Origin of the sequence: Streptomyces sp. LHD-70, assembly GCF_031157275.1 — a bacterium.
GTDB lineage: Bacteria > Actinomycetota > Actinomycetes > Streptomycetales > Streptomycetaceae > Streptomyces.
On record NZ_JAVIFW010000024.1, the window covers coordinates 105,844 to 118,183 of the forward strand.

At 70.6% G+C, this 12,340-nt stretch carries 11 protein-coding genes and 1 tRNA gene; 8 read left to right on the top strand and 4 right to left on the bottom strand.

Annotated elements, in window-relative coordinates; genetic code table 11:
- Nucleotides 1-61: 61 nt before the first annotated feature.
- Entirely contained in the window at nucleotides 62-1,315 is a 1,254-nt protein-coding gene (locus RCO28_RS33675; RefSeq protein WP_308945137.1) for a M6 family metalloprotease domain-containing protein, read from the bottom strand.
- Nucleotides 1,316-1,617: 302 nt separating this feature from the next.
- Between RCO28_RS33675 and RCO28_RS33680 the strand changes: the two genes are divergently transcribed.
- Nucleotides 1,618-3,579 (top strand): EAL domain-containing protein, encoded by a 1,962-nt coding sequence (locus RCO28_RS33680; RefSeq protein WP_374991296.1) that lies wholly within the window; start codon nucleotides 1,618-1,620, stop codon nucleotides 3,577-3,579.
- Nucleotides 3,580-3,595: 16 nt separating this feature from the next.
- Here RCO28_RS33680 and RCO28_RS33685 read toward each other — a convergent pair whose 3' ends face one another.
- The 3 genes from RCO28_RS33685 to RCO28_RS33695 all read right to left on the bottom strand — a co-directional run bounded on the left by RCO28_RS33685 (nucleotide 3,596) and on the right by RCO28_RS33695 (nucleotide 6,629).
- Nucleotides 3,596-4,681 carry an LLM class flavin-dependent oxidoreductase gene (locus RCO28_RS33685; protein ID WP_308945139.1) on the bottom strand — a complete coding sequence of 362 codons (1,086 nt, stop codon included), beginning with the start codon at nucleotides 4,679-4,681 and terminating at the stop codon, nucleotides 3,596-3,598.
- Nucleotides 4,682-4,915: 234 nt separating this feature from the next.
- Nucleotides 4,916-5,653: a decarboxylase gene (locus RCO28_RS33690; RefSeq protein ID WP_308945140.1), complete on the bottom strand. Its 738-nt coding sequence runs from the start codon at nucleotides 5,651-5,653 to the stop codon at nucleotides 4,916-4,918.
- A gap of 73 nt (nucleotides 5,654-5,726) precedes the next feature.
- On the bottom strand, nucleotides 5,727-6,629 hold the full coding sequence (locus tag RCO28_RS33695) for an aspartate/glutamate racemase family protein (protein ID WP_308945141.1): 903 nt from the start codon (nucleotides 6,627-6,629) through the stop codon (nucleotides 5,727-5,729).
- A gap of 281 nt (nucleotides 6,630-6,910) precedes the next feature.
- Here RCO28_RS33695 and RCO28_RS33700 point away from each other — a divergent pair, with 281 nt between their 5' ends.
- From RCO28_RS33700 to RCO28_RS33730, 7 genes are all read left to right on the top strand, one after another.
- The gene (locus RCO28_RS33700) at nucleotides 6,911-7,873 is read left to right on the top strand and encodes a D-2-hydroxyacid dehydrogenase (RefSeq protein WP_308945142.1); all 963 of its coding nucleotides are present in this window, start codon (nucleotides 6,911-6,913) and stop codon (nucleotides 7,871-7,873) included.
- A 158-nt stretch (nucleotides 7,874-8,031) separates the two neighbouring features.
- Complete coding sequence (gene ehuB, locus RCO28_RS33705) at nucleotides 8,032-8,958, top strand: ectoine/hydroxyectoine ABC transporter substrate-binding protein EhuB (protein WP_308945143.1); 927 nt, start codon at nucleotides 8,032-8,034, stop codon at nucleotides 8,956-8,958.
- Complete coding sequence (ehuC, locus tag RCO28_RS33710) at nucleotides 8,955-9,695, top strand: ectoine/hydroxyectoine ABC transporter permease subunit EhuC (protein WP_308945144.1); 741 nt, start codon at nucleotides 8,955-8,957, stop codon at nucleotides 9,693-9,695. Before ehuB ends, ehuC begins: the two co-directional genes overlap by 4 nt.
- A complete protein-coding gene (ehuD, locus tag RCO28_RS33715) occupies nucleotides 9,695-10,345 on the top strand; it encodes an ectoine/hydroxyectoine ABC transporter permease subunit EhuD (protein WP_308945145.1) in 651 nt (216 codons plus the stop codon). The genes ehuC and ehuD overlap by 1 nt, the downstream gene beginning before the upstream one ends.
- A complete protein-coding gene (ehuA, locus tag RCO28_RS33720; protein ID WP_308945146.1) occupies nucleotides 10,335-11,171 on the top strand; it encodes an ectoine/hydroxyectoine ABC transporter ATP-binding protein EhuA in 837 nt (278 codons plus the stop codon). Before ehuD ends, ehuA begins: the two co-directional genes overlap by 11 nt.
- Before the next feature lie 238 nt (nucleotides 11,172-11,409).
- A complete protein-coding gene (locus RCO28_RS33725) occupies nucleotides 11,410-12,168 on the top strand; it encodes an IclR family transcriptional regulator C-terminal domain-containing protein (protein WP_308945147.1) in 759 nt (252 codons plus the stop codon).
- A 61-nt stretch (nucleotides 12,169-12,229) separates the two neighbouring features.
- A tRNA-Lys gene (locus RCO28_RS33730) sits at nucleotides 12,230-12,303 on the top strand.
- The last annotated feature ends 37 nt before the right edge of the window (nucleotides 12,304-12,340 follow it).

Genomic DNA, 12,340 nt, shown 5'->3' on the forward strand with positions numbered 1-12,340 from the left:
GCCCTCGCGAAAGTGAGGGCCTTTCGTGTTGCCCGGAAACACAGCCCGGCGGCGCACCTCCCTAATTCGTGATCTTCACCGTCCAAGCCCCCGACCGTGACCGATTCAGGACCTCCACGCCCAGCGACTCCCCCGGCACCGTAAAGCGCTCCCCCAGCTTCACCGGGGCGTCCGCGAGCGGCGGGTAGACCGAGTCCTCCCAGCAGGCCTGCGTGTCCGGGTGGGCGTCGATCACCTCGACCGGGCCCGCGCCGGACGCCGGCTCGTTGCGGACGCGGTAGAGCAGTACGCCCTCGGTGCACGTCGTCCGGTCGTTGCCGGTGGAGCTGCGGGCCTCGATGGCGATCGCCGAGTCACGGCCCGTACGGACGACCGCGAGGCGGATGCCGCCGGTGCGGCCTTCGGGAACGGCTGCCGCGAGCGGCTCCAGGGTGACCAGGCGGTCGTCGTCGCCCTGCACGCAGCGCACCTGCTTCGGGTCGAGCCAGCCGAGCTTCCACTTGTGCCAGCCGAAGAGATCGGGCGCGAGGCCGAACTGGCTGCCCATCACGTCCCAGTCGCCGACGTACGTGTCCCAGTCGCCCTTGCCGTCCGTGGGCCGGTGATAGAGATCCGGCAGGTCGAAGACGTGGCCGGTCTCGTGGGCGAGGACGTGCCGGTCCGGCGGGTGCTGCTCGAAGACGGTGACGACGCGGCGGATGTCGGTGTCGTCGGCGCGCAGCGGCCGGTCGAAGTTGACGACCTTCGTGGCGTCCGAGTCGACGCCGGGCGCGTCCGGGTCGGCGACGAAGTAGACGATGTCGTACTTGCCGAAGTCGACCTTCGGGTCGGCGGCGGCGAGGGCGTCGCGGAGGTAGGCCCTGCGGTGGCCGGGGTCCCAGTCGCGCTCTATGGCGTACGCGTCGGAGCTGCGCGGCATCTCGGCCCACTGCCGCTGCGGGTGCGCGTTCAGGGTGAAGCGGCCGTACGAGGCGCGCTCGAAGAAGCGGCTCGTGGCCGGAAAGTGGTCGGCGGCCAGCTCCCCGGGGTCGAGGCTGGGCCGGTGGTCAGGGAAGGACAGGAAGACCATGACGGCGTCGAGCTCGCGCTCGGGCTTGGGGTAGGCGGTGTTCCAGGTGTCCAGGCCCTCCGAGTGGTGTGCCGGGGTGCGCTCCAGGGCGCAGGGGTCCGCGGACGGTTCAGCGCTCGCGGGGCCCGCCACCAGGGAGGTCGCGGCGAGTGCCGCGAGCGAGGTGAGGACGGCCGCGACGCTGCGCGCGCGGGGCGAGGGCTCCCCTTCACGAGGGTGACCCCCGAGGGGGTGCTGACGCGGCACGTCGACCTCCGGGTGGGACGGCGGTACACGCCACCCACCCTGCGACGGTTTGTCATACTTCGCCCTGTTTCGGTGCACCGGTCGAGTGAGCGGGCTCTCCGGAGGGCGCTCACGGACCGTAACGATGCGTGAGTGAGCGCGCCGGGAAACGGTCGAGCCGCATCAGCGGATGTCAGAGCCGAGCCGGTCCGGACAGAAGTGGTCAGACGTCAACGGGCCTACTCCGCAAGGGAATCCGGAACATCGCCCGCCGGACCACTCGGTACCGTGGCGGAGCTGGATCGGCGCTCCGACCAGCCTCTATGATCGGCACACTTTCCGGCCGACCGACCAGACCTGTACCAGAACCAACTGCCCTGCGGGAGCGAGCGGTGAGCGGAACGTCCGAAGGGCCGGCGACCACGGCGACGGCGGCCACCCGAGCCGCGCAGCCGCCCGGCACTCCCCCTCAGAGCGCGGCAGCACCTCAGATCGTCACGGAGCGTAACTCCCCGGCGGCTCCCGGCCACCCCGCACCTCGACCGGCCGACGGACACCGCACCGACGCCGAGCTGCGCGACTACCGCGCCGCCTTCAACGCCGCCCACCTCGCCCTCGCCGTCGTCGACCGCGAGGGCCTGGTCAGCCGGGCCAACGACGCGCTCGGCGCCCTGGTCGGCACCCCGGCCCACGAGCTCACCGGCCAGGTCGCCGCCGACCTGGTGGACCTCGCCTCCGACGCCCGTACGTGGCACACGTACCGCGAAGTGCTGCGCGGGCGGCAGGCCAGGCTGCGCTGCACCCGGCGCCTGAAGCACCCCGAGGGGCACTCGCTGTGGGCACAGGTGACCGTGTCGCCGATGCCGGACAGCGGCGGGGTGCTGCTCGCGGTGGCCGACGTCAGCGCGCGCCGCGAACTCCAGGCGCGGCTGCGGCACGTGACGATGCACGACCCGGTGACGCGGCTGCCCAACCGCACCCTGTTCTTCGAGCGGCTCACGGCGGCGCTCGAAGCGGCCGCGTACGAGGAGAGCGGCACCGGGCGGATCGGGCTCTGCTATCTGGACCTCGACGGGTTCAAGGCGGTCAACGACACCCTCGGGCACCGCACCGGCGACCGGCTGCTCGCGGCCGTGGCCGAACGCCTGACGCGCTGCGCGGACCGGGTCGCGTACGGCAGGAGCGGGGCGCCGCTCGTGGCCCGGCTCGGCGGGGACGAGTTCGCGCTCCTTGTGGAGGACTCGACCGGCACGGACCAGGTGGCCGACCTCGCCGAGCAGGTGCTGCACGCGCTGCAGCGGCCCTTCGACCTGTCGGGTCAGCGGCTCTCGCTCTCCGCGTCCATCGGGGTCGTCGAGCGGCGCGCGGCGGGCACGGGGGCGACCGCTCTGATGCAGGCCGCCGACACGACGTTGTACTGGGCGAAGGAGGACGGCAAGGCCCGCTGGACGCTCTTCGACCCGGAGCGCAACGCGCACCGGATGACCCGCCAGGCCCTGTCGTCCACGCTGCGCCCGGCCGTCGAGCGGGGTGAATTCGCCCTGGAGTACCAGCCGTTGGTGGGGCTCGCGGACGGGGCGCTTCGCGGGGTCGAGGCGCTGGTGCGCTGGCACCATCCGCAGTTCGGCACGCTGCCGCCGAATCGGTTCATCGCACTGGCCGAGGAGGACGGCTCGATCGTGCAGCTCGGGCGCTGGGTCCTGCACACCGCCTGCCGGCAGGCCAGGCGCTGGCAGCTGGAGCGCCCCGACCTGCCGCCCGTCTTCGTCAGCGTCAATGTCGCCGTGCGCCAGGTCTGGGACTCCGACCTGGTCGCCGATGTCGCCCAGATCCTCGACGAGACCGGGCTCGCCCCGGAGCTGCTGCAGTTGGAGCTCACCGAGTCCGCCGTGATGGGCTCGACCGGACGCCCGCTGCAGGCCCTTCAGGAGCTCAGCGACATGGGCGTGCACATCGCCATCGACGACTTCGGCACCGGCTACTCCAACCTCGCCTATCTGAGCCGGCTCCCCGTCTCCGTACTGAAGCTGGACGGTTCGTTCGTCCGCGGATTCCAGTACGAGACGGGCGACGGGCGCGGGCACGCCAACCCCGCCGACGAGACCATCGTCGAGGCGCTCGTGCAGCTCGCCCACAAACTGGGGCTCACCGTGACCGCGGAGTGCGTGGAGACCGCCGAGCAGGCGGCGCGGCTTCGGCGGATCGGCTGCGACACCGGGCAGGGCTGGCTCTACTCCCGCGCGGTGGCACCGGACCGGATCGCGGCACTGCGCGCGGGAGCGTAGGGGTACCCCCGGTCTGCTACGGCTTCGGCAACCGGTAGGCGTCCGCGATGAGTTCGTAGCTGCGGACGCGGGCGTCGCCGCCGTGGGCGTTGGCGGTGATCATCAGCTCGTCGGCGCCGGTGCGCTTCTGCAGGTCGTCCAGGCCGGTGCGGACCTCGTCCGGTGTTCCGTGCACGACGTTCTTCAGCCAGCCGTCGACGAACTCCCGCTCCATCGGGCTGTAGTCGTACGCCTCCGCCTCCTCGGGCGTCGGCACGAGTCCGGGCCGGCCGGTGCGCAGCCGGAGCATCGACAGGGCGCCGGTGAGCACCTGCCGACGGGCCTCCCGCTCGTCGTCGGCGGCGAGCGCCGCGACCCCGATGAGGGCGTACGGGGCGGACAGCACGGCGGAGGGCCGGAAGGACTCGCGGTAGAGGTCGAGCGCGGGCACCGTGTTCTGCGCCGAGAAGTGGTGCGCGAAGGCGAAGGGCAACCCGAGCACGCCGGCGAGCCGGGCGCTGAAGCCGGACGAGCCGAGCAGCCAGATGGCGGGGCGGTCCGTGGACTGCACTCCGCCCGGCGCGGTCGCCTGCACGGGGCCGGGGACGGCGTGGATACGCGCGTACGGGTGCCCCTCGGGGAAGTCGTCGTCCAGGAATCGGGTCAACTCGGCGAGCTGCTCGGGGAAGTCGTCGGCGCCCTCGTTCAGCCGATCGGTGCGGCGCAGGGCCGCGGCGGTGGCGCCGTCGGTGCCGGGCGCCCTGCCGAGGCCCAGGTCGACGCGGCCCGGGGCGAGCGCCTCCAGGGTGCCGAACTGTTCGGCGATCACCAGCGGGGCGTGGTTGGGCAGCATCACGCCGCCCGAGCCGAGGCGGATGCGGCTGGTGTGGGCGGCGAGGTGGGCGAGGATCACGGCGGGGCTGCTGGACGCGACGCCGGGCATGGAGTGGTGTTCGGCGACCCAGTAGCGGTGGAAGCCGCGGCTTTCGGCGAGCCGGGCGATGTCTGCTCCGGTGCGGAGGGCGTGGGTGGCGGTGTGGCCTGCGCCGACCGTTGCCAGGTCGAGTACGGAGAGGGGTACGGGGGCCTCCCCCTCCACCTTGCCGTGGATTCCGTTGCTCACCGAGGTGCCTCCTGCTGTACGTATGGCTGGTGCACCCGGGCTTAACAGGAGAGCGCCTCCGCTTATTCCTTCCCCTCCCCGCCCCTTCCCGAAAGTCCTGCCGACAGCCACGGGGGCTCCGCCCCCGGACCCCCGCTCCTCAAACGCCGGAGGGGCTGATTGATAGGGGCGCGGGGAACTGCGCGACCAGCCACGACGGCGCAGCAGACGAACCACGAAGCCGCTGCAAGCTGGCTAGCTGGGGATCTGCACGATCGGCTCGCGCGTGAACAGCACCCCCAGCGCCGGCGCGTTCACCCGGCGGCCCGCCAGGCGCAGTGCCTCCCAGACCGTGACCTGGTTGGCCGTGAGGACCGGCTTGCCCAGGTCCTTCTCCAGGTCACGGACGTGGGCCGCGGTGTGCAGGGCCGTGTCCGGGAGGAGGACCGCCCGAGCGTCGGGGTGGTCGCCCGCACGGGCGAGGGCGAGGACGTCCGCGTACCCCCAAGTGCCCACCTCGGCGGCCGTGATGATGCCGCTGCCGCGCATCGCGACGACCTCGATGCCGGCCGCCCGCAGGAAGGAGACGAAGTGCTCGGCCACGTCCTCCGGGTACGTCGCCGCGACCGCGACGCGCTCCGCGCCGATCTCGCGGGCCGCGTGGGCGAAGGCGAAGGACGTGCTGGACGCGGGCAGGCCCGCGGACTTGGCCAGGTCCCTGACCTGTTCGTGCGCGCCTTCCCAGCCGAAGACGAAGCTGCCCGAGGTGCAGGCCCACACCACCGCCTCCGCGCCGGACAGCCGCAGCTCCTCGACGCTCGCCGCGAGCCGCTCGGGGGCGCCCATGCGCAGGAGCGCGTCGACCCGGTGGGCGTCCTCGCCGATGTCGGTGTGGATCACGGCGAGGCGGATGTCACTGCCGAGCAGCTGCTCCATGCGCGGGTAGTCGTCCTCGGCGGAGTGTCCCGGGTAGAGGAATCCGAGTGCGGTCATGGCTTGCGTCCTCCGTGCTGCTCGGTGTGCGAGTGGTGCCGGCGCCGGGCACGGGTACCCGGCGCCCGGCACGTCACTCGGCGCCCGGGAATTCCGGGAACACCGGCGGCTCCGGGAACACCGGGGGCTCCGCGAAGCCCGGCGGTTCCGACAGCTGCTGCTCGGGGGCCACACCGGCCGTCGCCGGGGCGTCCGGCCTCGGCGCGTCGGCGAGCGGTACCTCCGCCCGCACCGTGCGCCGCGCCGACTCGTCGATCAGCGTCTGGTACGGCCCCACCGCACTGGTACCCAGTCGGCGCAGCGCGGCCCACATCGTGACCTGGTTGGCCGAGATGACCGGCATCCGCAGCTCGGCCTCCAGCTGCGGGATCACGTCGTACGTGGGCAGGTTGGTGCAGCTGATGAAGAGGGCGTCGACGTCGCGCGGGACCGCGTGCCGGGCCATCTCGACGATGTCGCGGTAGGCCACCTTCCAGATGTGCCGGGTCAGGCCGAGGCCGGTCTGGCCCGCGATGGTGATGCCCGCCTCGGCCAGATAGTCCTCCAGGGCCTGGGTCACCGAGGCCGTGTACGGGGTGACCAGGGCGATGCGCCGCGCGTCCAGCTCGGCCAGCGCTTCGAGCAGGGCGCCGGAGGTGGTGAGCGCCGGGACCCCGCCGGCCGTCTCCATCGCCGCGCTCATGGTGCGCTCGCCGGCCATGCCGTCGACGAAGCTGCCGGACGTGCAGGCGTACGCGAGCACCTCGGGCTCGGCGGCGCTCAGCGCGTGCACCGCCGCGTGGAGCGTCTGATGCTCGCTCACCAGGCGCGCGAGGTCGAGGCTCACCTCCACCGGCACGTAGGGAGTCCGGGTCAGGTGCAGGGACACCTCGTCGGGAACCCAGCGCCAGAGCTCCCGGTCGAGGGCGAAGTCAAAAGGGGCGACGATGCCGATGCCACGTTGCGGGTGGGGACCACCCAGGAAGGAGACGTCCATGACAGGCCCTGTTTCTGCGAAGGCGCCGAAGGCGGCAAAAGATGACGGAGGGCCGGCCGGGGGCCGGGAATGTGGAGCTAAGAGGTCCGGCGCTCGCCGGGACGTCGGGACAGATGACGAGCAGACCCGATGGGTCACGAGGGGCGTGGATAACTGCCCTTGTTGACGAAGGTAGGTTCCGGTGCCAGCGTGGTCAATCCGCGCATCTCCGACGCATGGGCCGCGTGTCGGCCGACCTCCTCAAGGGAAGCGGAAACGCATTGCCGAACGGTTTCGCCGCGATGTCCGAACCGGCCCTTTCCGAGCCGACTCTCCTCGTCCTCGACGCAGATCCGCCGCCGCGCCTCGGCCGCCTGACCGGCCGCGCCCGGATCCTGCACGCCGACGAGTCGACCCTCGCCGAGCAGCTCCCCCTGGCCGACGTACTGCTCGTCTGGGACTTCAGCTCCCATGCCGTACGGCACGCCTGGCCGGGCGAGGGCCCGCGGCCGCGCTGGGTGCACACCGCGAGCGCGGGCGCCGACCATCTGCTCTGCCCCGAACTGGTCGAGTCGGACACCGTCGTCACCAATGCGCGGGGTGTCTTCGACCAGCCGATCGCCGAGTACGTGGCGGGGCTCGTGCTCTCCTTCGCCAAGCAGTTGCCGCGCACCTGGGAGCTGCAGCGCGAGCACGTCTGGCAGCACCGGGAGACCCAGCGGGTCCGCGGCACGCGCGCGTGCGTGGTCGGTTCGGGGCCGATCGGGCAGGCGATCGCCAAGACACTGAAGGCCCTCGGCCTGCGGGTGGCCCTCGTCGGCCGGACCGCGCGCACCGGTGTGCACGGCCAGGACGAGCTCGACCGGCTGCTGGCCCGCGCCGACTGGGTGGTGTCGGTGGCGCCGCTGACCGACGAGACCCGCGGCATGTTCGACGCGCGGCGCTTCGGCTTCATGCAGCCGTCGGCGCGCTTCATCAACGTGGGGCGCGGACAGCTCGTCGTCGAGGCGGACCTGGTGGACGCGGTCCGCAAGCGGTGGATCGCGGGCGCCGCGCTCGACGTCTTCGAGGAGGAGCCGCTGCCCGCCGACAGCCCGCTGTGGGACCTGCCGGAGGTCATGGTCTCGCCGCACATGAGCGGTGACGTGGTCGGCTGGCGGGACGAACTCGGCGAGCAGTTCGTGGAGTTGTACGAGCGGTGGGCCGCCGGAAAACCGCTCTCGAACGTGCTCGACAAAAAGCGCGGGTACGTCCCCGGGCACTGACCTTCCAAAGGCCCGAACTGGCGTGAGAACGGCCGGAGTCGGGGCAACACGGACGGAGCAGAGCCACTCGGCCGGACAGCGCAACGAAAGCAGTCCGTCCGGGTCAAGGACTGAAAACGATCGGCATATCTTCTCTCCAGTCGGGTAGCCGCGCGCCCATGGCTCCACCACAGGGGAACAACTCAGGAAGCACAAGGACAAGCGGGCTCCGCCGTCGCTCACTGCTCGCGGGGGCGGCGGCCCTTGGCACGGTGGGCGCCGTCGGCGCGGCCACCGGATGCAGCCGTGTGGCCACCGCAGACACCGGTGACGGAGGGCACCTACTGGAGCAGTTGCGAGCGAAGGGGACTGTGCGTCTCGGGCTCGCGGGCGAGCAGCCGTACAGCTACATCGGTAGCGACGGCAAGATGACCGGCTCCTCGCCCTCGATCGCGAAGCGCATCTTCAAGGAGCTCGGCGTCGACAAAGTCGAGCCGTTCCCCATCGAGTTCGGTTCGCTGATCACCGGGCTCAACTCGCTGCAGTTCGACGTGGTCGCGGCCGGGATGTACATCAACCCCGAGCGCTGCGAGCAGGTCATCTTCGCCGATCCCGAGTACCAGATGAAGGACGCTTTCATCGTGCGCAAGGGCAATCCGAAGGGCCTGCGCACGTACAAGGACATCGCGAGGACGGGCGCCAAGATGGCGACCGGCGTCGGGTACGCGGAGATCGAGTACGCGAAGGAGGCCGGTGTGAAGGAGGTCGGCACCTACCCCGACCAGCTCGCCGGTCTGCTCGCCGTGAAGCAGGGCCGTATCGACGTGTTCGTGGGCACCGCGGTGACCGTGTTCAACGTCGTCGAGCAGGCGAACACCCCCGAGGTCGAGGCGACCAAGGAGGTCCAGCCGTACGTCGACGGGAAGCCCGTCACCGATGTCGGCGGCTTCGCCTTCCGCAGCCCGGAGACGACTCTGCGGGACGCGTTCAACCGTGAGCTGCACAAACTGAAGCGCAGCGGTGAACTCCTGGAGATCATGCGGCCGTTCGGCTTCACCAAGGACCAGATGACCACCATCCGTGCCGAGGAGAAGTGCAAGCCATGAGCGACATCACTCCTGGGCTCTGGGAGCTCCTCATCAAGGGACTGTGGGTCACGGTCCAGCTGACGGTCTACAGCGCGGCGCTCGGCGCCGTCGTGGCCCTCGTCATCGGTCTGGCCCGCACCCACCGGCTGTGGATCGTGCGCTTCCTCTCCGGCGCGTACTTCGAGATCTTCCGTGGCACGTCCGCGCTCGTCTTCATGTTCCTGGTGTTCTTCGCGCTGCCGATCGGCTTCGGCTGGCAGCTCGTCCCCATGTGGGCCGCGGTGCTCGCGATGGGCCTCACCTACGGGGCGTACGGCTCCGAGATCGTCCGCGGTGCCGTGGCCGCGGTGTCGCCGGCTCAGCGCGAGGCGGGGATCGCGCTGAGCTTCACGCCCGCGCAGTCGCTGCGGAAGGTCATCCTCCCGCAGGCCTGGCCCGAGATGATCCCGCCGCTGAACAACCTGCTGATCGAGCTGCTCAAGGGCACCGCGCTGGTCTCGATCCTGGGTGTCGGCGACATCAGCTTCGGCGCCCAGCTCGTACGTAACGCCACCGGCCAGAGCGCTCCGGTCTACACCGTCGTCCTGGTCATGTACTTCGTCCTCGCCTTCGTCCTGACCCGCGGCATGCGGGCCCTCGAACGGCAGGCGAAGGCGGGGATCGGGCAGGCCTCGCCCAAGCGGCGCAAGCTCTCCCTTCGACAGACGAACGACGTGGCGGCCAGCGGCGTCAGTGCCGGATCGGGTGGTGCCTGATGCAGTGGGATTGGTCCGCAGTAAGTGAGTTCATGCCGTTCTTCTGGGACGGCGTCCTCGTCACGCTCCAGGCGTTGGCGCTCAGTGTGATCGTCGCGTTCGCCCTGGGTCTGGTCTGGGCGATGGCCCAGCGCTCGCCGCTCAAGGTGGTGAGCTGGCCGGTGACCGCGATCACCGAGTTCATCCGCAACACCCCGCTGCTCGTGCAGCTGTTCTTCCTGTACTACGTGATGCCCGAGTGGGGCATCACCTTCTCGGCGCTCACCACCGGCGTCATCGGCCTCGGCCTGCACTACTCGACGTACACCTCCGAGGTGTACCGCGCCGGCATAGACGGTGTTCCGGTGGGCCAGTGGGAGGCCGCCACCGCGCTCAACCTGCCGCGCTCGCGCACCTGGCTCGCGGTGATCCTGCCGCAGGCCATCCGCCGTGTCGTCCCGGCACTCGGCAACTACGTCGTCGCGATGCTGAAGGACTCGCCGCTGATCGCCACGATCGGCGTGCTCGAAATGCTCGGCGAGGCACGGCAGTTCGGCGCGATCACCTTCCAGCCGGTCGAACCGCTGGTCGTCGTCGGCATCGCCTTCATCGTCATCGCCTACCCGGCCTCCCTTCTTCTCCGAGCCCTGGAGCGTCGCCTTGTCCGCTGACAGCACCCCCACCAACCCGACCGAGAGCACGAGCAAGGAGACCGCCAACCCGGCGGTCGACGGCAGCGAGCTGATCCGCTTCGACAAGGTCACCAAGCGGTTCGGCAGCAACACCGTGCTCGACGAGCTGGACTTCAAGGTCGACTCCGGCAAGCACGTCACCCTGATCGGCCCGTCCGGCTCCGGCAAGACGACGATCCTGCGGCTCCTGATGACCCTGATGAAGCCCGACGAGGGCACCATCAAGGTCGGCGGCGAGTACCTCACGCACGAGGAGCGGAGCGGCAAGCTCGTCACGGCCGGCGAGAAGCACATCCGCGAGGTCCGCAAGAACATCGGCATGGTGTTCCAGCAGTTCAACCTCTTCCCGAACATGAAGGTGCTGCGCAACATCACCGAGGCCCCGGTGCACGTCCTCGGCCTGTCCAAGGACGAGGCGGAGGAGCGGGCCCGCGAACTCCTCGACCTGGTCGGCCTGGGCGACCGCGGCGACGCCTACCCGACGCAGCTCTCCGGCGGTCAGCAGCAGCGCGTCGCGATCGCCCGCGCCCTCGCCATGCGCCCGCAGGTCCTGCTCCTCGACGAGGTCACCTCGGCGCTCGACCCGGAGCTGGTCGCGGGCGTCCTGGACGTGCTGCGGGACCTCGCGCACTCCACGGACATCACCATGCTCTGCGTCACGCACGAGATGAACTTCGCCCGGGACATCTCGGACCAGGTCCTGATGTTCGACTCGGGCCGCATCATCGAGTCCGGCTCCCCGGAGAAGATCTTCGGCGACCCGGACCACGAGCGCACCCGGGAATTCCTGAGCGCGGTGCTCTAGTACGCGCGCATCCCCTGCCGAAGGGCCTCGCCGACTCGCGTCCGGCGGGGCCCTTCGGCGCTTTTGGATCAAGGCATTGACCTTGGCATATGCCATTGTGGCGCGTTCCTGCTTGTGGCGCCGCACAGGGGCTGGATCACGCCATGAAAGTTGCCAACAGCCCCTCCGCAGACGGCGCTTGGCGGCTATCGTGGTACTGAGCCCAGCTGTCCGGAACCGGTCCATGCAGGGGGATACCGTGGCGCTGAAGCCAGAGTCGACCGCGCCGTACCACTCGGTGCAGCACGCCCTGCGTGTGCTCGAAACCGTGTCCCGGCACCCCGCCGGCGTCACCGACGTGGAGATCGCACGCCTGACGGGCCTGCTGCCCAGGGCGCTCTCCGCACTGCTCCTGATGCTGCGCCGCGAGGGTTACGTCCGCCAGGTCAGCGACGGCGCGTACACCACGGGCGACGCGTTCGCGAAGCTCGGCTCCACGGTCGCGCACGACGACGCGATCAAGAACCAGCTCCAGACCACCCTGGACCGCCTGCGGGACACGGTCGGCGCCGCCGTCTACATCAGCCGGTACATCGACGGCGAAGTGAAGATCACGCAGTACGCCGCAGGCCCCGACGCCCCCGCGGTCAACGAGTGGGTGGACTTCCGCTCCGCCGCGCACGCCAGCGCCGTCGGCAAGAGCCTGCTCACCCAGCTGGACATCAACGGCCGCCGGGACCACCTCTCCCGCCACAAGCCGGCCCGCCTCACCTCGAAGACGATCACCAACGAGCGGCTGCTCTTCAGCAGACTGGACTCCCAGCCGCCCACGGTCCCGATCCTCGACCTCCAGGAGTACGCGGTGGGCACGGTCTGCGCGGCCGTCCCGATCACCGCGGGCGCCGCGGTCGGCTGTCTGGCCCTGTCCATGCCGATCGAGAGCGCCCACCGCCTGCGCGCCGCGGCCGACACCCTGAACCGCGGGGCGGCACCGGTGCTGCTCTCGCTCGCCATCTGACTGCCCCCAGCGGGTGGTCCGAAGCACCCTTCGGCGCCGGGTATTATTTACGAGTCAGCAGGCGCCGCTAGCTCAGTTGGTTAGAGCAGCTGACTCTTAATCAGCGGGTCCGGGGTTCGAGTCCCTGGCGGCGCACAGACAGACAAGGCCCTTCGCTCCGGCGGAGGGCCTT

Coding starts and splice junctions, on each gene's coding strand:
- RCO28_RS33680 (WP_374991296.1), top strand. CDS start 1,618: ATGATCGGCACACTTTCCGGCCGACCGACCAGACCTGTACCAGAACCA.
- RCO28_RS33690 (WP_308945140.1), bottom strand. CDS start 5,653: ATGACCGCACTCGGATTCCTCTACCCGGGACACTCCGCCGAGGACGAC.
- RCO28_RS33695 (WP_308945141.1), bottom strand. CDS start 6,629: ATGGACGTCTCCTTCCTGGGTGGTCCCCACCCGCAACGTGGCATCGGC.
- RCO28_RS33700 (WP_308945142.1), top strand. CDS start 6,911: ATGTCCGAACCGGCCCTTTCCGAGCCGACTCTCCTCGTCCTCGACGCA.
- ehuB (WP_308945143.1), top strand. CDS start 8,032: ATGGCTCCACCACAGGGGAACAACTCAGGAAGCACAAGGACAAGCGGG.
- ehuC (WP_308945144.1), top strand. CDS start 8,955: ATGAGCGACATCACTCCTGGGCTCTGGGAGCTCCTCATCAAGGGACTG.
- ehuD (WP_308945145.1), top strand. CDS start 9,695: ATGCAGTGGGATTGGTCCGCAGTAAGTGAGTTCATGCCGTTCTTCTGG.